At 59.9% G+C, this 23,869-nt stretch carries 22 protein-coding genes; 15 read left to right on the top strand and 7 right to left on the bottom strand.

What is annotated here, in order from left to right:
* Nucleotides 1-271, top strand: a 271-nt coding sequence (locus tag JMY28_RS38980) for a hypothetical protein (protein ID WP_236596962.1), incomplete at its 5' end; no start/stop codon positions are given.
* Here the strand turns inward: JMY28_RS38980 and JMY28_RS20715 are convergent.
* Nucleotides 262-1,473 (bottom strand): tetratricopeptide repeat-containing protein, encoded by a 1,212-nt coding sequence (locus JMY28_RS20715; protein WP_201697763.1) that lies wholly within the window; start codon nt 1,471-1,473, stop codon nt 262-264. The two genes, JMY28_RS38980 and JMY28_RS20715, sit on opposite strands and share 10 nt — an antisense overlap.
* 85 nt (nt 1,474-1,558) lie before the next feature.
* Nucleotides 1,559-1,978, bottom strand: a complete 420-nt coding sequence (locus tag JMY28_RS20710; protein ID WP_201697762.1) for a PGDYG domain-containing protein — start codon at nt 1,976-1,978, stop codon at nt 1,559-1,561.
* 150 nt (nt 1,979-2,128) lie between these two features.
* On the opposite strand from JMY28_RS20710, the gene JMY28_RS20705 reads away from it, so the two are divergent.
* Together JMY28_RS20705 and JMY28_RS20700 are read left to right on the top strand one after the other, a co-directional pair.
* Nucleotides 2,129-3,268: a hypothetical protein gene (locus JMY28_RS20705; protein WP_201697761.1), complete on the top strand. Its 1,140-nt coding sequence runs from the start codon at nt 2,129-2,131 to the stop codon at nt 3,266-3,268.
* Nucleotides 3,269-3,354: 86 nt separating this feature from the next.
* Nucleotides 3,355-6,882: a tetratricopeptide repeat protein gene (locus JMY28_RS20700; RefSeq protein WP_201697760.1), complete on the top strand. Its 3,528-nt coding sequence runs from the start codon at nt 3,355-3,357 to the stop codon at nt 6,880-6,882.
* Nucleotides 6,883-7,094: 212 nt separating this feature from the next.
* Here the strand turns inward: JMY28_RS20700 and JMY28_RS20695 are convergent, their stop codons facing one another.
* The gene (locus JMY28_RS20695) at nt 7,095-7,706 is read right to left on the bottom strand and encodes a 3'-5' exonuclease (RefSeq protein WP_201697759.1); all 612 of its coding nucleotides are present in this window, start codon (nt 7,704-7,706) and stop codon (nt 7,095-7,097) included.
* A gap of 626 nt (nt 7,707-8,332) precedes the next feature.
* Nucleotides 8,333-9,358 (bottom strand): IS110 family RNA-guided transposase, encoded by a 1,026-nt coding sequence (locus tag JMY28_RS20690; protein ID WP_201697758.1) that lies wholly within the window; start codon nt 9,356-9,358, stop codon nt 8,333-8,335.
* 540 nt (nt 9,359-9,898) lie between these two features.
* Here JMY28_RS20690 and JMY28_RS20685 point away from each other — a divergent pair.
* From JMY28_RS20685 to JMY28_RS20675, 3 genes are all read left to right on the top strand, one after another.
* Nucleotides 9,899-11,602 carry an adenylate/guanylate cyclase domain-containing protein gene (locus tag JMY28_RS20685; RefSeq protein WP_201697757.1) on the top strand — a complete coding sequence of 568 codons (1,704 nt, stop codon included), beginning with the start codon at nt 9,899-9,901 and terminating at the stop codon, nt 11,600-11,602.
* A 469-nt stretch (nt 11,603-12,071) separates the two neighbouring features.
* Nucleotides 12,072-12,209, top strand: a complete 138-nt coding sequence (locus JMY28_RS20680) for a hypothetical protein (RefSeq protein WP_201697756.1) — start codon at nt 12,072-12,074, stop codon at nt 12,207-12,209.
* A 55-nt stretch (nt 12,210-12,264) separates the two neighbouring features.
* Nucleotides 12,265-12,402, top strand: a complete 138-nt coding sequence (locus JMY28_RS20675) for a hypothetical protein (protein WP_201697755.1) — start codon at nt 12,265-12,267, stop codon at nt 12,400-12,402.
* 295 nt (nt 12,403-12,697) lie between these two features.
* On the opposite strand, the gene JMY28_RS20670 is transcribed toward JMY28_RS20675, so the two are convergent.
* On the bottom strand, nt 12,698-13,252 hold the full coding sequence (locus JMY28_RS20670; RefSeq protein WP_236596961.1) for a MarR family winged helix-turn-helix transcriptional regulator: 555 nt from the start codon (nt 13,250-13,252) through the stop codon (nt 12,698-12,700).
* 53 nt (nt 13,253-13,305) lie between these two features.
* Here JMY28_RS20670 and JMY28_RS20665 point away from each other — a divergent pair, with 53 nt between their 5' ends.
* Nucleotides 13,306-14,028: a siderophore-interacting protein gene (locus JMY28_RS20665; protein ID WP_201697754.1), complete on the top strand. Its 723-nt coding sequence runs from the start codon at nt 13,306-13,308 to the stop codon at nt 14,026-14,028.
* 296 nt (nt 14,029-14,324) lie between these two features.
* Here JMY28_RS20665 and JMY28_RS20660 read toward each other — a convergent pair whose 3' ends face one another.
* Both JMY28_RS20660 and JMY28_RS20655 read right to left on the bottom strand, forming a co-directional pair.
* Nucleotides 14,325-14,918 carry a MarR family winged helix-turn-helix transcriptional regulator gene (locus JMY28_RS20660; RefSeq protein WP_201697753.1) on the bottom strand — a complete coding sequence of 198 codons (594 nt, stop codon included), beginning with the start codon at nt 14,916-14,918 and terminating at the stop codon, nt 14,325-14,327.
* A gap of 85 nt (nt 14,919-15,003) precedes the next feature.
* A complete protein-coding gene (locus JMY28_RS20655; protein ID WP_201697752.1) occupies nt 15,004-16,026 on the bottom strand; it encodes an amidohydrolase family protein in 1,023 nt (340 codons plus the stop codon).
* A gap of 112 nt (nt 16,027-16,138) precedes the next feature.
* Here JMY28_RS20655 and JMY28_RS20650 point away from each other — a divergent pair, with 112 nt between their 5' ends.
* The 8 genes from JMY28_RS20650 to JMY28_RS20615 all read left to right on the top strand — a co-directional run bounded on the left by JMY28_RS20650 (nt 16,139) and on the right by JMY28_RS20615 (nt 23,821).
* Nucleotides 16,139-17,371, top strand: a complete 1,233-nt coding sequence (locus JMY28_RS20650; protein ID WP_201697751.1) for an acyl-CoA dehydrogenase family protein — start codon at nt 16,139-16,141, stop codon at nt 17,369-17,371.
* The gene (locus JMY28_RS20645; protein WP_236596959.1) at nt 17,277-18,299 is read left to right on the top strand and encodes a VOC family protein; all 1,023 of its coding nucleotides are present in this window, start codon (nt 17,277-17,279) and stop codon (nt 18,297-18,299) included. Before JMY28_RS20650 ends, JMY28_RS20645 begins: the two co-directional genes overlap by 95 nt.
* The gene (locus JMY28_RS20640) at nt 18,296-18,793 is read left to right on the top strand and encodes a flavin reductase family protein (RefSeq protein ID WP_201697750.1); all 498 of its coding nucleotides are present in this window, start codon (nt 18,296-18,298) and stop codon (nt 18,791-18,793) included. The genes JMY28_RS20645 and JMY28_RS20640 overlap by 4 nt, the downstream gene beginning before the upstream one ends.
* On the top strand, nt 18,756-20,129 hold the full coding sequence (locus tag JMY28_RS20635; RefSeq protein ID WP_236596958.1) for an MFS transporter: 1,374 nt from the start codon (nt 18,756-18,758) through the stop codon (nt 20,127-20,129). The genes JMY28_RS20640 and JMY28_RS20635 overlap by 38 nt, the downstream gene beginning before the upstream one ends.
* A gap of 20 nt (nt 20,130-20,149) precedes the next feature.
* A complete protein-coding gene (locus JMY28_RS20630) occupies nt 20,150-21,013 on the top strand; it encodes a fumarylacetoacetate hydrolase family protein (RefSeq protein ID WP_201697749.1) in 864 nt (287 codons plus the stop codon).
* A 248-nt stretch (nt 21,014-21,261) separates the two neighbouring features.
* Nucleotides 21,262-22,293, top strand: coding sequence for a CDP-6-deoxy-delta-3,4-glucoseen reductase (locus JMY28_RS20625; protein ID WP_201697785.1), 1,032 nt, complete (start codon nt 21,262-21,264; stop codon nt 22,291-22,293).
* Between the two features lie 56 nt (nt 22,294-22,349).
* Nucleotides 22,350-22,823, top strand: coding sequence for a VOC family protein (locus tag JMY28_RS20620; protein ID WP_201697748.1), 474 nt, complete (start codon nt 22,350-22,352; stop codon nt 22,821-22,823).
* A 17-nt stretch (nt 22,824-22,840) separates the two neighbouring features.
* Nucleotides 22,841-23,821, top strand: a complete 981-nt coding sequence (locus JMY28_RS20615; RefSeq protein ID WP_201697747.1) for a fumarylacetoacetate hydrolase family protein — start codon at nt 22,841-22,843, stop codon at nt 23,819-23,821.
* Nucleotides 23,822-23,869: the final 48 nt, after the last annotated feature.

The following is a 23,869-nucleotide window of genomic DNA, read 5'->3' as shown; positions in this document are numbered from 1 at the left end:
CTTCTTCTCTGCAGACTGTGTCAAAGTGATGCCCATCAGATCGGAAATGATGGGCATCACTTTGATGCCGCCCTCAGCCACCGTCTACAACGGCCGGCACGAGCCGCTTACAGGTTTTCTCAATTGCCGCATGCAACTCCCGGGCAAGCCTGCTCCAAGCCGGGTTCCGGTGACGCACCGTGGCATCGCTTCACCCTCGCGCCTGAATCGCAATAAAAGGGAACTAAAGCGCAAAGGAATCGACTCGCGGGCTGTTGAGAGTCAAGGCTGACCTGAGAGCAGGCGTTCCAGTGTTTCCCTGTACTCCAGTCCATTGAGACGATCGAGGTGCAGCGACAAATGGGCTGCGGTTCTCGACCATTGCCCGCCCAGGGAATCCAGTTGCTTTGCCTTGGAATAAAGCATCGAGGCCTTCCAGCTATCGCCAACGAGCAACAGGGCTTCGGCGAGCGTGGCGGTCATCCAGTAGCTGACGTGCTGTTCGAGAGCGAGCGTCGGTGCGATCCCCCTCTGGTCGAGCAGCTCGAGCGTTGCTTGAGCCTTGCTGCGTGCCTCGCCGTTCTTGCCGAGCCACAAGGCAGTCGCCGCAACATTGATCGTCAGGTAGTAACTGTCGGCGGCTCCAGGGAAACTCAGGCCGTAGGTTTGCCAGGCTGACTGCAGATGCTTGACGTTCCTGGTGTGCATCCACTTGTTTTTGTAGGCGCCGCCAAGAATGCCGACGGTTTCTGCGTCGAGGCGCCTGGGATTGCCGTTGCGTATAGGGAGAAGCAGGCGCTCGGCCTGATCGATGTGGCCGGTGCGGCTGAAATGCAGCGCGCGCACTTGCACGACGCGCCGGTTGCGCGGGTAGCGGTCGATGGCAGCCCGGGTGAACGCTTCGGCAGCGGGCGTCCGGCAGTCGATCAGCCGCTCGCCCGCGAAGGCGGCCGTGGAGGCGTCCGCGAGAAGTGGCGTCAAGGCCTCGTTTGTCGTCGGAGCGATGATCGCGTCCCTGGCGCCAAAGGCGAGCGTGCGCAGCACGGGCGTGCGCGAGGACCAGTCGTTCCAGTCCGCTGTGTGCGCGTCAGCGGCGCCGTCCGCGGCCGAGAGATACCACTCAATCCAGATTTGCAGGAGTGCGACGATGGTTGCCTCTTCGTCGACACCGATTGATCGCTCGAGGTGACGCGCTTCGTTTGCCAGCCTTCGAATGGCATGCGCGCACATCAGAATGCCGTCATCGATCCTGCCCGTGAGCGCCAGCGCATCCAGATTCTCGATCACCGTTTCCGCCGGACGAAGTTGGAAAGCCTGGGTGGCGCTGGCGGCCAGCCCCTCGAGCACGCGACCTGCAAAGAAGGCAACGGCGTCGGGCAGTGCGGCGGTTTGCAGTTTCGCCAGCTTGGCGAGTTCGTCGAGCAGGGTTTCCGGGCCGACGCGGATCTGCGCGCAAACGTTCAGAAGCGATACGTCGGGAAGCTGCCACGGCATGGGCATCGGTGAGGGTGACATCATGGTCGAATGTGCGAGCTGGCTTTTGAATCCGTGAGCGCTGGCGTGCGCAGACGTTGCGCGGTTAGTCCACGGGCACATATGTTTGCGCGAAAATACTTTCCTCCACGATCGATTGATCCGCCGGTGCGTATTGCACAAGCCAGTCTCCGGCTTTGCCGCGCAATATGCCACGGGCGTCCAGGCTGACCTCGAACGCAGCAGTCATTTGCCTCGCCCACACGACATTGGACTTTCGGCGATAGCGTCCTGATTGCCCCTGGACGGTGGGAGCAATGGCGATATAGGCGGCATTGAAATGCTGTCGGCCAACGGGCCAGCGATCCCCGGCTGGACCTGTCAACAACGCATCACCGGCCACGTATGTCACGTCTCCCTCGAGTGTCGCCAGCACGCCGCCTGCGGACGCAAATTCAACGGAAAGCGCATCGGGCTTCTTTGAATAACGGCGCGCATTTGAATCACTTGAGAGATCGAGCTTCATGTTCTGTTGAATCGGCGTTGCGGACAATGGGGGAAACATTTACTGAGCGCGTAGACAATGCTACGCTCGCCCAGCCCATCGGCAAGAATCATGCAGAATCCAGCAGTGGGATTCGCTCAATTATTATTTCACACATAAGACATCTCGCAGATGCGCCTCGTAGACCAGATTTGCCAAAACGTCTGGATGACGTTCCGTCGCTGTATCGGGGGAGAGCCGGTTGTTCCGCACGGGTTAGCCCCTTCCGGTATGCCGCACTCAGGCATTTTGCCTGCATTGGCGTTGCCCGAATCGATCAAGCGGAAGATAAATCGTGCGCTCATGCGAAGGGAGGCGATTTCGGAGCGTTATGCGACACGTTACCGGAGCGGCTTCCTGATCAACTTCGGATTGGGCGTCGTGGCGGTGGCTGCCGCAGCCCTTCCGCTGGTGCTGCCCGAAGAAATATCTCACCTCTACGGTTGGGTATGCACAGTGATTGAAGCCGCGTGCATCCTGTGCATCCTGTTCGTCTATCTGGTCGGAAGGGAACAGTCGCATGCCCACGGAGTGTCTCGTGCCCGGCTACATGGCAGGGTGCACGGCGCAGCGAATCGGCCGTTACGCGCGTGGCTGGCGCGGCGCGGGTTGGCGCTCAATCAAGCGTGGCGCCGCAAGTGGGTTGCGAACCGCGTGCTAACGGAGCAACTACGGTATGCCGGGTTGTTGCTGGCGTTGCCGGGAGGCCCAATCGATATTCAGCCGCTTTCCGGGGACTTCCTCCACAAGCGGTTCACGAGCCCATTCATCCGGTGGTACGAGGAGATTGCCGAGCGCGTTCCCAGGACGCAAGCGTCCGTGCACGGTGTGACGCAATACTGTGCCTACGGCATTGAGGTCATTGACCAGCAGCGTGCCTATCACTACATCAACGCGGCGCGGTGCGAACGTATTCATCATCGCTTGCATCAAATCGCGTTTCGATGCTTCCTTGCGACGATTGCCATTTGCCTCGCGCACTTCTTCTGGCATTCGCAGTGGCTGTCGTTCTTTGCCGTCATGTTCCCGACTCTTGCCGCGGCTTGTCACGGCATTGCAAGTGCCGGCGAGTTCGCGACACTGCACCAGCAGTCCAATGAGATGTGCGAGGAACTTGCCGTCCTGCGCGAACAACTCGCACGGATTTGTGCCGATGGCGAATCGGATGATGCGTATCTGCACAATGTCATTCAGGCGTTCTATCGACTAGTGTCCGGCGAGGCCGCTGGATGGCATGTTGCCCTTCGCACCAAGGAAATCCACGCGGGTTAGCCGCGTTTCAAGGATCAAACAGCACCTAAAGTCTGCAGATCTGCCGATCATGCAGGCAATGAATACACACGGTTTTCGGGGGGGATATGTCTACGGATAGTAACGCGCAGGACCAGGCTGGAAACCCGCTTTCATCGGCATGCCCATTTTGCGGTAGCAGCGACCTCGTATACAAAAGCAAGGTCGCATTGTGGGAATGCCAGCAATGCGAGCAACGTTTTCAAGGCGTGATAGCGGCGCAGGAAAATCGCGCGGACGGCCAGGCGGTCAGCCCTCAGAACATTTTCTTCAGCTACGCTCACGACGATAACCGCGAACTTGTCGAGATATTCAAGGGTGATCTCGAGAAGCGCGGCCACCGGATCTGGTTCGACGCAAAAGATATCGGGACCTGGGACGACTGGAAGGGAAGCATTACGCGCGGGATCGACTCCAGCAACATGATGGTGGCTTTCATGTCCAGACATGCCCTACGTGATCCGGGTGTGTGCCGAAATGAAATTTCGCTCGGATTGAACCGCTTTGGTACGGTTTATCCCGTCGTTCTCGAAGCTGCACTGGAAAACGACATTCCTCTCACGTTGCGAGAACTTCAGTGGCCGGATCTGCACGAGTGGCGCGATATTCGCGCGGGCAAGGTGCCCGGTGTGGACTGGAAGCGCTGGTACGAATCGCACCTGATCGAGTTGATAGCCAAAATTGAAGGCGAAGCAGGCGCCTACGCGAGCGAGATCGAAGTGCTTCGCGACATCCTGCGGCCAACCAGTTTCGAGTCACGCATTGCCGAGCATCTGGACGACTTTGTCGGCCGACAGTGGGTGTTCGAGGCGTATCAGGACTGGGTGGATCATCAGAGCGGATCGCGGCTATTCTGGATCAAGGCGGGCCCTGGGAACGGCAAAACGGCGCTTGCGGCCAATCTGGTCACGCGAAATCGAAATACTGTTGTCGCGAACTGGTTCTGCAGCACCAACAGTGCGGAATTGCGCAGCCCGGAACGGGCGGTGCGGAGTCTGGCGTACCAGCTCGCGTTGCGGCTCGAAGACTACAGGGTGCGTTTGATGCGCGCGCTCGGCGTCAGTGCGCATTCAGTAGCCGATCAGTTGAACGAGAGCCGAAAAGCCCTGGACAAGCTGAACGCACACGACTTGCTCAATTTGCTGGTAATCGAGCCGCTTGGCAGGGATCAACTGATCTGGCGTGAGCACAAGCTGGTCATCCTGATCGACGCACTGGACGAAGCTACTGACGACGCAGGCAACAATCCGCTTGCGGATTTTATTGCACGCGATTTGTGTCGATTGCCGGACTGGGTCGGTCTCGTGGTGACGAGCCGCCCGGAATCAGCTGTCGTATCGCGGCTTCAACGGTACAAGCCGTTTGAGCTCGACGCTCAAGACGATCGCAATCGCGCGGACTTGCGCGCCTGGTATGCCCAGCACCTGGCCGTGCGGCCGGAGATGCTGGCTATGCCCGCACCGGAGCAGGAGCGGATGCAAGCGCTACTGATTGAGCGCAGTGAAGGGATGTTTTTGTACCTGGTTCAGGTCGAACGTGGATTGCGTGACCATGTGCTCGATCTGGAACAGATTCAGACAATCTATGCCGGCATACCTGGCCTGAATAGTCTCTATCAGTTGAGCTTCCAGCGTCGTTTCGGGCAAGCATCTGGATGCTACGAAGATAGTGTCCAGCCACTGCTCAGGCTGCTCGTCGCTGCGGGTGATCCGTTGCCCGAAAGCCTGATCGTCGAAGTGCTGGACTGGACCAAAGAAAGACTCCACAAACAACGGCGCGCGCTGGGAAGTTATCTGGTCGAGTCGCGTTCGGGCCTTGCCCTGTTTCATAAAACGTTGCTCGATTGGCTCACGGATTCAAGGAGCAATCCGTTTTATGTCGACGCAGTCGACGGCCGTCAGTCGATTGCGGATGTTCTATTGGCCGAGCTGATAGGGAAAAATGCGCAATATGCGAGATGGCACACGTGCGTCATGAACTGGTTGCCAAAATGGTTGCCTTCGCTGAACCAGTGTGGCGAGATCAAAGCGCATAACAATCTCGCCGTTTATCTGGATGCCTGCGGCCGCCACGGCGATGCCGTCCAGATCTATCGGCGGCTCGCCGATAAAGTCTCGCCTACGCTTGAAGATATAAGCGAAAATTCTCAGTTTTTAGTCAACTTTGCCGCCACACTCGTGCGAGATGAAAATCTTTCGGAGGCCGAAGAATTATATTCGACGATTTGGTCGGCGATCGCCAAAAGCGGCAATGCGACGGAGAAAGTTGTTTTTGGGCTGGCGTATGTCGCAGACGCGCTGGGCCGTGCTGAAGACGCCGCGAATCTCTATCGATTGCTGCTGGAGATGAACCGGAAAAACCTGGGCGCGGGCGATCCGCATATGATCGAAAACCTCAATAATCTGGCTGGCGCCGAGGAAGCTCTGGGGAATCTCGCACAAGCCGAAAAGCTCGCGCGCGAGGCGATGGAGCTTGCACAAGCGTTACCGGATGGGCACTTCATCGCCGCTGCGCCTTACAACACCCTGGCCATCAATCTGGAGAATCAGGGACGCTACGCAGAAGCTGAGCCGCTGTATTGGAAGGCGCTCGAGTTGACGAAGCGCGCAATGCCGCCCGGGCACCCGATGATCACAACGTGCTTGAATAACCTCGGGCATGTGTTGAGTAACCTGGGCAGACATGCCGAGTCTGAGAGGCTGTTTCGCGAGGCATTGCACATCACTTCTGCGGCGTTTCCTGTTGCGCATCACGCTACCGTGTTGGCCTTGGCTAATCTTGCGGGAGAACTGGAGGAGCAAGGAAAATCTGCCGAAGCGGAGCAACTCTGCCGAACCGCCATGGAGATCGCGGAAGGCGAGCAGGTTCCTGGAATTGTGATGAATCTGGTCGGACAGACGCTTGGCAATTTGCTCTACGAGAAGGGGCAGTACGCGGAGGCCGAATCCGCCTACCGCCGGGCGCTAGCGATAGAAAAGCAAGGTCGCTGGAACAATGATCAGCGAATCGTGACTACCTTGAATTCGCTCGCCGATGCTTTGGACAAGCAAGGCAATTATTCCGAATCGGAGCCACTTTATCGGCAGGCATTGGCCATTAGGGAGGAACTGACGCCGGATGCGAAAGCCGATATCGCGGCGATTCAAAATAATCTTGCAACGGCACTGTACCGGCTCGGACGTAGCGAGGATGCCGAGCCGTTCTATCGGCTTGCGTTAAAGTTGAGACGCGATGCACTGCCCGCGACTAGTCCGCTCATTGGACCTAGCCTGAATAATCTTGCCCAGGTGCTATTCAAGCTCGGGTCCGTAGACGAAGCGGAAAGTTTGCATCGGGAAGCACTGGAGCTGAGGCTGAAAGTGCTGCCGGAGGGACACTTTGCGACCGCCGCCAGCATGCACAAGCTTGGAATCGTGCTTGAACATAAGGAACAGTATCGCGAAGCGGAACACTTCTATCGACAAGCTTGGGGCCAACGGTCAGTCGCGTTGCCCGCCGGGCATTCTGATACTGAAGAGAGCCTAAAGTGCCTCGTCCGGGTACTCGGCAAGCAGGGACGGGCCAGCGAAGCAGACTCTCTCACAGCTGCCTTTTGACCGGCCGGCAACATGTTGAATTTGTTTCGAGCTTGGTGTGGGCAATACGGGCGGGCAGTCGAGCCATTTGGTTCAGACGTTGAGCCTGCTCGCAAGCAGAAGGGGCGCAGACGGCAGTGAAGGCGCCCCGTGCGCAGGCTTGCCTCTGGAAGGCCTCCTTGGTCGCCCCCTACGGATAGAGGGGGCGGTCCAGGTTGTTCGGCGCTGTGGGCTCAGTCGCTAGACAGCGAACCCAGAAATGTCGCAACCTTCGCCTTGCTGGTTTTCTGCAATCGAGCCATGAGGGCGTGATCGATTCGCTTGAGCCCGTAAGTTTGAGCGATGTCGTGCTGCAATCGACACCATAGATGGCTGGCGACCTCAGCGTCAACCATCGCCCGGTGAGCGCGACCCGTTTTCGGTAACTGAAGCATCTCCGCCAAACTAGCCAGGCGGTGAGACTGGGCGCGTGGGTAGATCCGCCTGGCGACGAGCATTGTGCAAGCAAATGAATGCCCCGCTGGCACTCCAAGAAGCCCCAGTTCTGCCTGCCAAAACCGCTTATCGAAACCGGCGTTGTGGGCAACGACGGGATGGTTTCCAACAAACGCTACTGATTCCCTCATGACTTTCGATACAGGAGGAGCCGAGGCGATCATGTCGTTCGTGATGCCGGTGAGAGCAACGACATCGGACGGGATGCGCCGTCCTGCGTTCATCAAGCTCTGGTAACGATCAACAATCTGACCGTCACGCAGGAGGATGACGGCAATCTCGGTAGCGCGGTCGCCCAGATTCGGCGAAAGCCCGGTTGTCTCGAAGTCGAGTACCGCAACGGTTTGCATGTTTCTTTCGTTCTCTAATCAGTTGATGCCGTACTACGCACGCTTCCCCACGCCTGACGAGCCGCCCTGGCAAGACGCCCATATCCCGATGCCTGGCTGCATGGAGAACACCCTTGTACAAAGCCAAATGGAGCTCTTCGTCCTTTCTTGCCGTCAAGCTGATAAAGCCTTTGTTTGTTCGCCCGGCCGCCGCTCAGGCAAGTTCGCCAACCAACGACACACTCAGAGCCTGGATTTCAGGTTATTCGAGGCGACGCGCCCGGAGCCGGATGCGTTGAATGAAGGGCGTATTCTACGCCTCGCGAACCGCCATTCTTTTATATCGGCTCTAACGCCCGCGCGAGTTACCGGGGCGAACGTGGAGGTTAATCTATGGTCACCCCCGTTTTTGCAATGCTGAATTTCATGGCATGTTGGGCTTGCTTAAATCTATCCGGCGTCAGGGCTGGATGAGCCGTTGCGCCTCGATGAGAATCGCGCCTGGTGGTCCTGATAACAGGGGCAGCTTCAGAAGCTGTTAACCTCTCAGGGTTTCCGTCAGGCCGGTTTGCCGTTCACGTCATCAGTATCAACATTCGCAAAACCAGATGGGTTGACTTCGGTAAAGCGATAGCGCGGGTGCTTGCTCATCGAGCGGCACTTCGCATGCATGCGTCGAATACTGTGTCGCGACTCGCAATGGCCCAGGCTATTCGCGCGAACTTGTTAGCGAGGGCACATGCCACCACATTTGAGTGTCGCCGTGCGAGCATTGAACGCACCCAGTCGGCCATCTTGCCCGAGTGCTTGTTCAGATGCAGCATGAAGGCACGTGCACACTGGACGAGCAACCGGCGGATGTTCTTGTCTCCCCGCTTGGAAATTCCCAACAGGTTCGACCGGCCCCCCGTGCTGTACTGGCGTGGTACCAATCCAACGGCAGCGGCAAAGTCGCGGCCGCATCGGTACAGCTTTCCATCGCCGAGTTCGGAGGTAAGTAGACTTGCGGTGATCGCTCCAACACCGGGAATGGAAAGTCGTCGCTGGGCAATAGTGTCATCTGCGAGCTGCCGACCGAGTTCCTTCTCGATCTCGCCAATCTGCTCCGAAAGATATTTGAAATGTGCATGCAGGCGCTCAAGAATCGCGACAAGACGCGGCGGGAGGGAATGTTCGGCCAGCAAAGTGGGCAGGCGCCTGACAACGGCATTGCCGACAGGTAGCGTGACGCCGAATTCAAGCAGGAATCCATGCATCTGATTGGTGGTGCGCACCTTGTCGCGCACGAGCGAGTCGCGTACCCGGTGCAAAGCCGACAATGTCTGCTGCGATACAGTCTTCGGTGTGACGAAGCGCATTGACGGTCGCGAAGCAGCTTCGCAAATAGCTTCCGCATCGACGAAATCGTTTTTGTTGCTCTTGACGAACGGGCGTACGAACTGCGGCGAGATAAGCTTTACCTCGTGCCCGAGTTCGGCGAGCTTGCGTGCCATGCAATGCGCACCGGCGCATGCCTCCATGACTACCGTGCATGGATGGAACGTCGCGAAGAACTCGATCAGCTGCTTGCGCGATACCTTTCTGCGAAACACGGCCGTACCTGCCTTGTCCTGGCCATGGAGGTGAAAAGCGTGCTTGCCTAGATCAATTCCAACCAGCGTGACGTTTTGCATGGCAGATCTCCCAAGGAATCCCGGCAGAGTACACCTCGCTGCGAGGTGGGGGTGACCATCCCATTACAGATGAAACGCCTGGACTGACACGAAGCTCAGGCGCTGCGCGTTCATCTCGCTGGAGTTGAGGATTGCGAGTTCACCGGCACCGGGAAAGCCGACAGGTTCAGCGGAGGGCGGGGCGCGCGACCACATCCGGCGATTTTTGAAATCGTGTAATTTGATGGAAAAATCGATATCTCGTGATAAGAAGGAAAAACTCGGCGCTCACCCAGGACGTGTACGCTGCCGAAAAGTGCAAACAGTGTCCCGAGTCCGCCCCATAGGCCGCGCATTTCGAGGTCCCGCGGCGTGACGGGTTTGATGGGTTCTGTGACGTTCTGTGACGACATGAGATCCTCGAAAGCGAATGAGCAAGCTGGGTGGCCGAACTTCTGAAGCCGGCGTCTGTAGCTCGATTCGTATCGAACGCATTCCGAATCGACACGATGTAGCGAGATAGTCAAGAATGTGCGTATCGAGATGTGCGGAGAGTCGAGCATGCCACACGTTCACTATCCTCAATGGCTTCGTCCGGCGGGTGTGCGATCGGTCCGGCTGACCACGGGGCTGGTGGTATTCACCTACGTGGGCACGCACCTCCTGAATCATTCGCTCGGGAATATCTCACTCAAATGGATGGAGCGTGATCTGCTCGTACAGAAGTTCATCTGGCAGGGATGGCTTGGAACGGCAGTGCTGTACAGCGCTCTCGTGACGCACTTCTTCCTGGGGCTGTGGGCTCTCTACGAACGACGCTCGTTGCACTGGACTCCGGGTGAAGTTGCGCAACTCGTTCTGGGTTTGTGCATACCACCGCTGCTAGCCAACCACCTTGTGAATACGCGGGTCGCTTTTGCCGAGTTCGGCCTGAACAAGGGTTACGCGCAGTTGCTGTACTCGTTCTGGATCGATTCGCCGATGTTCGGCCGTGTACAACTGACGCTGCTGGTGGTCGCCTGGCTGCATGGGTGTTTCGGCATCTGGTTCTGGTTGCGATTGAAACCCTGGTTCGGAGCGTGGCGCAGTGTGCTGTTGAGCGCCGCCGTCCTGCTCCCGGTGCTCGCGCTGCTAGGCTTCTTGCAGAGTGGACGGGAAGTGATCGCGCTCGCGCAAGATCCAGTCTGGCGCGCCACGGCAATCCGGCCAACGATTATCGGAACGGGATTGCAAAATCATGGGCTTGCCGGGCTGCGCAACGACTTCTTGCTCTTCGACGGTGGTGCACTGCTGCTGGTGCTCGCTGCGCGGCTGATGCGCACGATACGGGAGCGCCGGATCGGGCGGTTCTGCGTTCGGTATCCTGACGGGCGAAAAATATTCGCGCCGCTCGGATTTTCGGTGCTTGAGGCTAGCCGAATGGGCGGTGTTCCCCACGCCAGCAGCTGCGGTGGCCGCGCCCGATGCACGTTGTGCCGGGTACGCGTGCTCAGCATTGTGCCGTTGCCCGCGCCTGCCGAGGCAGAGCGTCGCGTTCTGGAGCGGCTGGGCGCTGATTCGCAGGCAGTGCGCCTCGCTTGCCAGTTGCGGCCGGCTCATGATCTCTCCGTGTGGCCACTGGTGCCTCCGACAGCATCAGTGGCCTTCTTGCAGCGGCGCCAGCGGGATGTCATGCCGCAAGAGCGTTTCGCGGCGTTCATGTTCGTGGATATGCGGGATTCCACAAGGCTTGCGGCGACACAACTACCGTTCGACAGCCTGTTCGTGGTCAGTCGATTCCTGAGTGCAGTCAGCTCCGCAGTCATGCAGGCGGGCGGCCTGCCAAACCAGTTTATGGGCGACGCAGTGCTCGCGATATTTGGCTTAAGCACAGAGCCGTCCATCGCCTGTCGTCAGGCGCTCGGCGCAGTGCCGCTGGTGGCAGCCAATATTGACGAACTCAACGCTGCGCTCGAGCAGCAGTTGCAAGCAAAAATCCGGTTTGGTATTGGATTACATTGCGGACAGGCAGTAATGGGGGAGATTGGCTTTCGCGAGCATGCCACATTCACTGCAATTGGTGACCCATTGAACGTGGCCTCGAGACTTGAGCAGATGACAAAGGAGATCGCTTGTGAGGCGATCGTCTCAGAACAAGTCTTCCAGCATGCGGGCGTTTCAGCAGCCGGCCTGCCGCTACTCTCCGCACGACTGAGAGGCCGCGATGACCCAGTGGCCGTCCGTGTGCTGTCGAAGGCGGCGCAGATGCCGCATGGTGTCGCTTGACACACCCACGCGGGCCGTCCTTTTTTATTGACCTATTGTCATAGCCAAAGCGCCTGCTGCACCATGCGGGCGATCCATAACGCTTGGCGCGGGTCGCGCAGACCGCGGGAAAGGCAAGGCAAGAAGGAGGGGCGTGGTAGCTGCCACGCAGATGGCAGTAGGTTGAGTTCTCGGGGCGAGTCAGGCGTAGGCCCAACGAGCACTGCATGACGCGGCGCGAGCCGGGGCTGAAGGCCAGCCGGCGAGCTGGTCTGCCTGGGTGGCCGATCTGGAAATCACCCGCGAGACGGGGTAATCGCACTTTTCGTGCAGAAAATGGTGCTAAGTTGACATCGAGTCGCCTGCGGCAAGGCTTTGCGGGTCGTCATGTTTGGTGCGATCGAAGCGCACTGCAAGCCATTGATTAATCGAGCCTTCTCAGTTTGAATCGCCAGAATTCTCACGAAAAGGACGATCACCCCTCTTCGAAGTGGACCGTGCGTCGATCGTACTCGCAGCGTTGAAGGCGCTCGCCGACGAGCAAGCCATCGGCGTGGAGATTGTGGCGCATGCACGGCAGCGCTACGGCAAGACGGCCGTTGAGACCGTCGCGCCGTGGCAGATGTGAGTGCAGCCGTTTTCCTCGGCAGCACCGTTCCAGTTCAGCCTGGCGGAGTTTTGGCGTGAAGGAAAGAATCCTGGTAACCCGAAGAGTTTTTCCGTCCGTGATCGACCGCCTGCGAGAGCAATTCGAGGTAGAGACCAACGACGGCGACCAGATCTACGCCCGCGACGAACTCCGCGCGCGGATGCAGGGGTAGGTTTGATCTTCATGCAATTTTCCGGTTAGCCTGATCTAACTGCGAAGTGCCTTTCCGACCAGCCCCTTACACCATATTGTTCAAAATCAACAGGACGCTGACTGGCTTTGTCGTGGGAGTGACCGTCATTGGATCCTTGTTGACCGTCCTTTCAGCGATACATTACCAATCCGCAGCACGGACAAACCAACGCTCTGCCTTACCCGGAAAGGACTAAAGATTCGAAGGCCGCAAAAAAATTGCCGCCGGCGGAGTTGAGCCTACCCGCCGGAACGGTAAGCCGTTCGTCGATCGATCAGACGGCACGCCCGTCAGGCCGCGTGCGGCCAACGACAGACTTCTTCGTCCCGCATTGATCAGCCTCGCAATCTGACGCGTCCGCTGCGCTGAGATTGTTTTTGACCGCCCGAAGCAGTTTCGCGAGCTGTTTCTGTTCCGTTGCATTGAGCCCTGCGACAGCTTTCGCGGAAAGGCGCTTTGCCTGGCGTTGAAGTGCAGCGTGGATCTCTTGTCCCATTGCGGTCAGCGAAAGCCTGATGCTGCGTCGGTCCGTAGCATCCGCCTTCGCGTCCAGCAGGCCCCTTTCTTTGAGCCCCTTGATCAGGCGCCCGAGTTGAGCCTTGTCGCGCCCGCTAAAGGTGACCAACTCGCTTTGCGTGGCTCCCGGATGGACGGCGAAGTACGCGAGCACTTTGCCATCCATGTGCGTGATGTCATGGGGGCCGTCGCGCAGAAATCGGTACTGCAAAGAGCGGTATTCATGCATGACGGTGTGCACGAGGTCCAACAAATCGTCTGGAGAGTCTTTCATCGATTTAGCCAGGGTACGGATCCGGGAAATGGTTGACATTGTCTCCTTATCTTTATAGCATAGGAGACATTGTCTACTAATGGGGTGGCCAGATGGATACCACGACGACCGGCAGCCGGGTAACTCGCGTACGGCACGAGCCCGTTCGACGCGACGTCGAAGTGATCCGCATCGACGAGATCAGTCCGAATTTCCGCAGCCTGACGTTTGCGGGCGAAGCGCTGGCCAGTTTTCGGAGCGATGGTTTTGACGATCACGTGAAGCTCATCCTGCCGTCTGGTGACGGAGAGGTTGCGCGAGACTACACGCCGCGGCGCTTTAACCCCGTCAGCAAGGAGTTGACGATCGAATTCGCCCTGCATGGGCACGGTTTCGCTTCAAATTGGGCAGCTTCGGCACGTCTGGGGCAGCGCGCGGTGATCGCCGGGCCCCGCGGATCGATGATCGTGCCAACCGATTACGAATGGCATCTGCTCATCGGAGACGACACGGCGCTTCCTGCCGTGGCCCGTCGGCTCGAAGAGCTTCCGTCCGGGGCCGTCGCGCAGGTGCTCTTGCTTGTTGCAGATCGAGCGGACCGGCGCCGCCTTAGAAGTAAGGCCGTGTTCAACGTGAACTGGGCCGACGACGAGCAGGCACTCGTAGACGCAGTGCGGGCATTCCACGTTCCCTCGGGAGAGGGCTACATATGGTGCGGTGCCGAAGCGGCAATCGCAGCGACAGTACGGGAAATATTGGTTGAGGGGAAAGGGCACGATAAGGACGCGATTCGTTCTTCTGCATACTGGAGAAGATCGAAGGGCGACGAAGCATAAGGTGCAACGGGGCAGAGTGATCGGACATCCGCAATGGCTAGCCGCCTGCTCTTGCCGTTGGGCTAGTATTCCGTTCCGCTCTTTACTGTCATGTATTCGCGCAGCGCGCTGACGTCAACGGAGCAGAATACTGGGAGCTCGATTCGCGCACACCAAAAACGCAGGACTGCCAGCAAACGCAACGGCGCGTGACCAGAGAAGAGCTTAGGACACCTTCGAACCGCTGCGACATGCAAGTGCCACAGTCCATGCGCACCGATCGTGGGTGCGGGATGCCTATCGACGCGGCACGAGAATCAGCCGGACATTTCGTCGCGCGTTTCGCGTCGGCGCGCGCGGCGCGCCACAGTGAGCTTGCGATTGATCACGGGCGCGTCCTCGCTGTTGTCGACGAGATTCGAATAGATTGCCCGAAGGGTTTTGAGCGTGTTTTCCAACTCGCGGGCAGACACTCCCTTGACCGACATGCGTTCGATCTGCCATGCGCGCGGGGCGAGTTCATTCACGGTCGAAATCCCCTCGGGGGTCAGCGACAGCCGAATGGTACGACGATCGGTGGGGGACTCGCTGCGCTGAATATAGCCCCTGGATTCAAGTGCGCCAACGGCTCGCGACAAATAGGACAGTTCCGATCCCGTATGACTTGCGAGGCAGGACAAGGTCTGATGATCTTCGTGGCGCAGCGCAGCCAGAACGCGCCAGCCCTGGAGGTTGATGTCGCAGGACTTCAGATCGTCGGAGAAGCGCGCCGCGATGATGCTAGCCGCGCGATTGAGCAGATAGCCGATCGAATTGTCCAGATCGTGATCTGGACGTTCCGTGGGCAATGGCTGCGTGTCGGCATGGCGGGCGGCGCGTTGCGCCTGCGTGGCTGAATCGGAAGTGGTCATGAATGGCGTTCGTCGCTCGGATTCGAACCTGAATGATAGCTTAAGCTACAGTTTTAAGGGATCCGGATAAGCGTGCGGGCCGGGATCATTCGAGCCCGAGCCAGGTGGCCGCGTTTTTCCAGCGTAAGGCCTCCTGGACGGTGGCATCTAATCCGAGTGCGGCAACGCGCGCTGCGGGATCGGGGTCCATGATCGCGAATGGGTAGTCGGTCCCGATCATCACGCGGTCTGCCCCCACTGTTTCGATAAGTGCGCGGATAGCAGTGGTGCTGTAGAGCAGGTCGTCATAGTAAAGCGCCCGTGCCGCGTCGACCGGAGCTACGGCAATGGCCTCACGCAATGCCTCCTGGCATTCCCAGGCGAACTGCATGCGTGGCAGCAACGCCTGGATCGCCCCGCCACCGTGGCTTAGCGCGATGCGCAAGCGCGGAAACCGTTTCAGCAATCCACCGGTAATCAGGGATGCGGCAGCGAGACCGATCTCACCCGGAAACGCGACGATCTGCTCCAGTGATGCCGGTCCAACCAGTCGGTCCATGCCGGCCGGGCGCAACGGGTGCACGAAGATCGCCGCGTTGCACGCCTGGGCGGCCTCGAAGAAGGGCCAGAAGCGCGGATCGCCAATTGGCACGCCACCCACATTGCTGCCGACTTCGATTCCAGCCAGCCCAAGCGTGCCGACGGCGAATTCGAGTTCCCGGATCGCGCAGTCGATGTTCTGCAGCGGCGCAGCGCCGAGCGCGCTGAAGCGATCCGGTGACCGGGTCACCATGTTAGCAAGCGTTTCATTCAGGTAACGCGCCAGCGCCGCGCCGTCTTCGGGGGCGAGCCAATACGACAGCAGTTCCGGCATCGGCGAAAGCACTTGTCGCCCGATGTCGGTCCGGTCCATGTCGTCGCGTCGAATGTCGACATCCCACGCTTGATTCGACACCGTTCTGTACACCTTGGATGAGATGACGACGTGCCGGTGGCACGGCTTGCCGTCGCGCATCGATGGCCACGGGGCGCCTGGATGGCGGCCCAGGTACGCCGGGAAATTATGCGGAACGATATGAGTATGGATGTCGATGCATCCGCAGTGGGATGACGGGTTTGCGGTGTTCATCAGGGTAACTCCTGGTTGGTGACCAGCTAAATACGGTTGCAAAAGCAACTGTTGTGAGGTTTAATTCGATCACGGTTTGGTTGCTTTTGCAATATTTTTGGAGGTACCAGGAATGACACCGATTTTGAGCGCCCCCGCATCGTCAGGTGCGGCATCGGCTGACACGGACGTATTCGCACGCCTGCTGGAGGCCGCCGTACAACTGCGGCCCCTCCTTGCGGAGCGCGCCCGTCAGACTGAACAGGACCGTCGCGTTTCAGCAGACGTTACCAACCTGCTCAAGGAAGCAGGTCTGTACCGGGTAGTTCAGCCGCGGCGTTTCGGCGGATATGAGCTGGGCCTGGAGGCGTTGCGCCGCCTCGCGTTCGAAGTCGGTCAGGGATGTGCGTCCACTGGCTGGTGCTACGGATTGAGCGCCGCGGCGTCGTGGGTGGTCGGCATGTTCCCGCAGCAGGCGCAGCACGACGTGTGGGGCGAGTCGCCCGACGCGCTGATTGCCTCCTGCATTGCGCCGACTGGCAAGGCCACCCCGGCCGAGGGCGGCTTCCGGCTGAAGGGTCGCTGGAGCTTCGGCAGCAATAGCGATAACGCGCAGTGGTTGTCGCTGGGCGCGATGGTCGAGCAGGCCGAAGGGGCACCGCCCCGGGCGATCTTCCTGCTGGTGCCGCAGGGCGAGTACCGGATTGCTGACACATGGTTCACGGTGGGCCTGGCCGGCACCGGCAGCAAGGACATCGTCATCGAAGAGGAAGTGTTTGTTCCGGCGCATCGCACAGTGGCGTTCTCGGAGGTGCTCGAGCAGGAAGCACCGGGTGCTGACATTCACGATTCGGCGCTGTACCGGGTGCCTTTCCTGAGCGGCTTTCCGCCGTTGCTGGCCAACCCGGCAGTGGCGGCGCTGCGCGGCGCGCTCGATGAATTCGTCGACAGCATCGCCGCACGCGCGACGCGCGGGGCGTTCTCGGGCGGCGGTGCATCGATTGCCCAGTTCGGGCATGTCCAGTCGGCGGTCGCGCAAGCCGAGGCAGCTGTCGACGCCGCGCAGCTCATTCTGCAACGTGACCTGCAACAGGTCGCCGAGTGGGTGGACGCCGGTGAGAAGTTGAGCAAGGAGCAGCGCATTACGGTTCGGCGCGGACACGCGTACGCGGTACGTCTGTGCGTCGAGGCGATCAACGCGCTTTACGACGTCGTGGGCGGAACCGGCATCCAGCTGGACAGCGGTATCCAGCGCGCGTGGCGCGATATCAATGCCGTTGCGCACCATATCAGCGTCAACTGGCATGCGGTGTCCACGATGTACGGGCAGATGCGCCTCGGTCTGCCGCCGCGCGGCCAATATTGAAGGGGAGCGTGTGATGGTCCGATATCAGAAGCTGGGGCGCGTCGAACTCAACGTCATTCACCTGGAGCGCTCGCGCCGCTTCTATGAAGAAGTGGTGGGACTCCAATACGTAGACACGGGTGCGGATGGCGGGATCCGTTTGCGCTGCGATCACGATCACCATAACCTGGTGCTGCACGCGGCCCCAGACGCGGGACTGCGGTGCGCCGGTTTCATGCTGGAGAACGTCGCGCAGTTCGAGCCGCTGATCGAGCGACTCACCCGGGCCGGTCTCGAGGTGCACGAAATCGAAGCGGATACGTGTCGCGCACGCGCGCAATTGCGTGCGGTGCGCATCTTCGAACCGCTGGTCGGCGCGACGCTGGAGTTCTATGTGCCGCTGCCGGACTCGGAGCGTCCTTTCCAGCCGTCGGTCGCGCGCATCCAGCGACTCGGGCATGTTGTCTTCAATACGCCCGACGCGGCACGCGCCATTGAATTCTGGCGTGACGTGCTGAATTTCCGGGAGTCGGACTCGCTGGGTGAATTCGTCACCTTCATGCGCTGTTGGCCGAGCCCGTGGCACCACGGTATTGGTATCGCCAGGTTCGAACGCCACTGTTTGCACCACGTCAATTTCATGGTGACAGAGATCGACGACGTCGGCCGGGCGCTCTCGCGCCTGAAGGCTGCCAGCTCGGACGTGGTGTTCGGACCTGGCCGGCATCCGGCTTCAGACAGCATCTTTCTGTATTTCCTCGACCCGGATGGTCTGACCATGGAATACAGCTTCGGCATGGAAGCCTTTCCTGAGGCGCATCCCCGTGAGCCGCGACGCATGGAGCCCACGCCCGGTAATCTGGACTACTGGGGATCGGTGCGCGATCCGCGCTGTTTCACGGGTGCCGGCGCGAACGCCACGCCTGAACTGGTTGGAGAAAAAGCATGAGCACGTCCCCTATCGATAGCCGCGAACTTCGCAACGCACTGGGTCGCTTTGCCACGGGTGTCTGCGTCGTCACAACCCGCACTGACGCTGGCCGGAAGGCCGCACTGACCATCAACTCGTTTTGCTCGGTTTCACTCGATCCACCGTTGGTCGCGTGGTATCTGAACGACAAGGCTCCAAGCCTGCCCGTGTTCAGAGACTCGGGTTACTTCGCCGTGCACGTTCTGGCAGCAGGTCAGCAAGACCTCGCGACCCATTTCGCAAGGTCTGCTGAAGACAAGTTCGCGCCGTTCAGCGAACGCGTGCAGGCAGGCCTCGGCGACGTGCCGGTGCTTGGCGACATGCTGGCGTGCTTCGAATGCCGGACGTCGAGCATCGAGACTTACGGCGACCACGTCATGATTCTGGGTCACGTCGAGCGCTTCCACTACGGCAGTGAATCCCCGCTGCTGTTCCATGCTGGCCGCTTCCTCGAGCACAGCGCCACCGCATGACAACGAACCCGGATCCGCAGCCCCAGGTCGGCGGATCCCTGCCAGCAACAAAGACCAACTGGAGACGATAGTGCAACGGATATTCAGGAGCCGCTGGTGGATCGTGTTCGGCTCGGTTCTCGGACTGACGGTCGGTAACGTCACGGTCCTGCAGTTTTCGACCTCGGTGCTGATGAAGCCCATCATGGCGGAGTTCGGCTGGGATCGCGGAGTGATGTCCGCCGCCGTCATGCTGGGGTCGATCTTCGCCGCAATTGCCACGCCCGTCGCTGGCCGGCTGATCGACAGGCGCGGGGTCCGGCGCGTGACGCTGGCTGCCATTGCGCTCTTTGCGCTGGCCATCGCCGCCATGTCGCTGGCACCGGCCGTCCCCGCGGTGTTTCTCGCCATGTTCGCCATGATGGGCCTGTTCAGCGGCGGCCAGGCGCCGCTGCCTTATGCGAAGGCAATCGCTGCGGCCTTCGATCGGCGGCGCGGTCTAGCCATGGGCATCGCCATGACGGGTGTGGGACTGGGTGCAGCACTCGTGCCTCGCCTTACCCAGCTGTATTTCGACAGGCTTGGATGGCGAGGCGCGTATGTCGCGGTTGGTGTGACCGTGTTTGTCATTGCATTTCTTGCCGTCGGGCTATTCGTCCGTGATCCGGCTGGCGCTGCGCGCACGGCGCAAGCTAACGTGCGTGGTCCCGGCCTGGCCGGGCTCGCAGCGAACGAGGCGGTGCGTGACCGGAATTTCTGGAAGCTGGCGGTGGTGTTCCTGTGCATTCCAATCGTTGTCAACGGCACCGTCGTGCACCTTGTGCCGCTGCTGACTGATCGCGGCATTCCGGCGGGCCAGGCCGTCGCCGTGTTGTCGGGCATCGGGGCTTCGCTGATCGCAGGGCGCATGTTGTGCGGCGTACTGCTCGACCGGCTTTTCGGTCCCTACGTCGCGATCGCGTTCGTGATCCTGCCGGCCGTGGGCGTGCTGACACTGCTGGGCAGCGCCAAACCTTCGCTCACAACCATGGGTGCGGTACTGGTCGGCCTCGGCATGGGCGCGGAAGTCGATCTGATCGGCTATCTGCAAAGCCGATATTTCGGCTTGCGCGCGTTTGGTCAGATCTACGGCTACCTGTTCGCAGTGTTCACCGTCGGCACGGGACTCGGGCCTTTCGTGATGGGAGCGGCCTATGATGCTACGGGATCCTATCGACCTGCGCTGATTGCGTTTGTGGGCCTGCTCATCTGCGCCGGATGGCTACTGTTGCGACTACCGCGCGATTACCCGTATCCCGTTCAGCCTCCCGCGCACGAGCAGGCGGCGGATGATCAATCCCACCCGAGCCTTGCATAACTCATTCTTTTTCGACACTCATGAAACTCGTTACTTATCAGCATCAGGGCACCGTCTCGATCGGCAAGGTGGAAGGCGACCAGGTCATTGACCTGCCGCGGAATGATCCGGACTTGCCGCCCACCATGATGGCGTTGTTGCAAGCCGGTCCGGACGCAATGACGCGTGCGCGTGCCGTACGCGGCAAGCATGCCGTCGCGTTGTCGGAGGTCACGCTGCTCGCGCCGCTGCCCAACCCGTCGAAGTTTCTCGCCATCGGTATGAACTATCGCAAACACGTGGCAGAGGCAGCCAGTGTCGGCGTGCAGACACCACCGACCCAGGTCTGGTTCAACAAGCAGGTGTCCTGTATCAACGGTCCGTTCGGCGATGTACATCTGCCGGCAGTATCGAACCAGCTCGATTACGAAGTCGAACTGTGCGTGGTGATCGGTCAACGCTGCAGGCACGTGAGCCGCGACGCAGCGAGTTCGGTGATCGCGGGCTATATGGTTTGCAATGACGTGTCGGTGCGCGACTGGCAGCTCGCCACCCAGACCATGACGATTGGCAAGTCGTTCGATACCTGTGGACCCACCGGTCCATGGATCGTCACGCCCGACGAAATCGGTGACCCACTCGCCCTGCGTTTGCAGTTGTGGGTGAACGGCGAGCTGCGTCAGGACGATGTGACGGATTCGATGATCCACAACATTCACGACCAGATCGCTCACCTGTCCACGGCCTTTACGCTCGAACCGGGCGATCTCCTGGCGACGGGGACACCGTCGGGCGTGGGCGTCGCGATGAGCCCGCCCGTGTACCTGAAAGTGGGCGATGTGATGCGGGCCGAAATTGAAGGGATCGGGGCGATTGAAAATCGGATCGTTGCCGAACCGGTGTGAGCCAGATGGGTAACACGAATGCGTAAAGCGCGGAACACGCGGGAGTGCGTGCGGAAACTGCTGGCAAACGCGAAGCGTGAATTCAGACGCATGGAAACACGGAGACGATGCCGGCGCTGAGCGGAATGGCGCATCGCGGCAGTGATTCAGATTCGTTTGCCTGGAAAACAGCCTTCAGGCACCGGTGGCGGATTCGAAACGTGAAGGGTAGTGGGTTGGAGGCTGGGCTCGGGAATGGAGAAATGAAAGTGAGTTATGAAGTCATATTGAAGCCAAGCGGAAATCGCTATGTCGTCGAGGACGGGGAAACGGTGCTGGCCGCAGCCATGAAGGCCGGTCTTTTCGTTCCTTATAGCTGCCGCTCGGGCGCTTGCAGCGCGTGCAAGGGGCGCGTCGTCGAGGGGCGGGTCGAGCACGGACACGTACTCGAGCGAGCCCTGCCACCCGGGGAGCGGGAGGACGGCTACGCATTGCTATGCTCGGCGAAGCCGCTTTCCGATTTGACCATCGAGGTGGAGGAGTTAACCGGCCTCGATGTCGTCAGGGCTTCGACTTTCCCCTGCCGGGTGACGGACATCACGAGGCCCGCGCCTGATGTTGCCGTACTGAGATTGCGCCTGCCGCTGAACGAGAACTTCTTCTTCCGCGCCGGTCAGTATATCGACATGCTGCTGCCGGACGGCGTGCGCCGCAGCTACTCGATTGCCGTGCCGCCCGATCCGGTGTCGCTGACGCATATCGAGTTGCACATCCGCCATCACCCGGGTGGTCGCTTTACCGAACAGGTATTTTCGGAGCTTGCACCCCGGCAGATGCTTCGCTTCGAAGGGCCGTTCGGCGCGTTCTTCCTGCGAGAGGCGACCGAGAAGCCCGTCATTCTGCTCGCGGGCGGAACCGGCTTCGCGCCTGTAAAGGCCATCGTCGAGTATGCACTGCAACGCGGGAGCGCTCGCGAATTCCACATCTACTGGGGTGGCCGACGGCGGCGCGACCTGTATCTCTCCGATCTCCCGCACAAATGGGCGGGGGATCATCCGAACGTCCATTTCGTGCCGGTGCTGTCCGAACCGGGATTGGATTGCGACTGGACCGGGCGCACGGGCTGGGTTCATCAGGCGGTGGTCGAGGACTTTCCGGATCTTTCGGGATATGAGGTCTATGCGTGCGGCGCGCCAGCGATGGTCAACGCAGCACGGGAAGACTTCACGCGCACGTGCGGGCTTCCCCCAGCGGCCTTCCACGCCGATGCGTTCCTGACACAGGCCGAGACCGCAGCGTAGAGCCACCCAGTCGCAGATCGATACACCAACTGCACCTGACACAATGGAGACATCCCATGACGCTTGAAATCCCTGACGACGCCGTTGTGCCGTTGAAAAACAGCCGCGCGATCAATCAGCCGTATGTGCTTGGCCACGGCACGCTGGAGTGCCGCGACATTACCGAAACGCGTCGCTTCTACGAGGAGTTCCTCGGCCTTGAAACCGTGCGCCATGCGGCGCCTGCGTTTGCGTTCCGGCTGGGCCTGAAGTTCCACGTGTTCTGCGTCGAAGTGGGCGACAAGATTCACGACGTCTCGTTCCTGACCCACTGGGGACTGGACGTACGCACCCGGGAAGAAGTCGACGCGGCGCATCGCGCAGCGCACGAATACAAGGATCAATACAAGATTCGGCAGATCACCGAGACGACGCTGCAACACGGCGTGTACTCGTTCTATCTTCAGGACCTCGACTACAACTGGTGGGAGTTCCAGTACTACGAGGGCTTCCAGCACGACGATGTTTTCGATTTCGGCGATCGCTTCTAAGGCCAGGACAATCCGACATGAACGGCCACTATCATCTACTGAGTTATGACGACGAAGGTCGAACACGTGCGGGCCTGTTGATTGACGAACGTGTCTATCCGTATGGCCCGCAACTGGGCGAACTGCTTCAGCTTGAAATGCGTGAGCAGACGGTCACTGACCTGATCGAACGGTGGGACAGCTTCGGCCCTCTGTTGCGCGAGGCGGCGGTACGCGTTGCGACTTCGAAGTCGCCGTTGCCGGGCCTCGCGCTCGATGAGGTAAAGCTGCTGGCACCGCTGCTACCGCGAACCATCTACGGCGCGGGTGCAAATTACTATGACCACGTTGCCGAAATGGACCGCGCGTTCAACATGCCGCCGTCGCCCGATCCGCACACGGTGTCGGGGGCGCCGTGGCATTTCATCAAGGCACCCGCGTGTTCGGTGGTCACGGGTACCGGCGAGCAGGTGACCTTGCCGCCGTACAGTCGCAACGTTGATTGGGAAGCCGAGCTCGCGGTGGTCATCGGCCGTCCAGCACGCAACGTCGGAGTCGAGGATGCACTGTCGTATGTTGCGGGGTACACCGTGGCAAACGATCTCTCGCTACGGGATGTATTCGTCCGCGACTACATCGGCGTGCATTCACCGTTCCACTTCGACTGGATCTCCCAGAAATGCTGGGAGGGCAGTTGTCCGCTAGGACCCTGGATCACGCCGGCGGAAGACATTCCGGATGTGCAGTCACTGAAGATTCGTCTGTGGCGCAACGGCGAAGTGCGTCAGGACTCGAGTACAGCGGAAATGATCTTTAGCGTGGCTGAACAGATCGCCTTCCTGAGCAGCCGCGTGATGCTATATCCGGGCGACGTGATCCTGTCCGGCACGCCGGCTGGTGTCGGCATGCCACATAAGCAGTTTATCGAGCCCGGCGACGAAATCGAAGTCTGGATCGAACGCATTGGTACGCTCGAGACCATGTTCAGGGCTGCCGACGCCACCCGAACAGACAGCTGAGGGACCCGCTCGCGGGACCCGGCGATCGTACGTTGCCGGTCCCGCATT

It is taken from the genome of Paraburkholderia hiiakae (assembly GCF_904848665.1).
GTDB lineage: Bacteria > Pseudomonadota > Gammaproteobacteria > Burkholderiales > Burkholderiaceae > Paraburkholderia > Paraburkholderia hiiakae.
The sequence above is the reverse complement of the archived record's forward strand: the minus strand, read 5'-3'. Positions and strand labels throughout refer to the sequence as shown.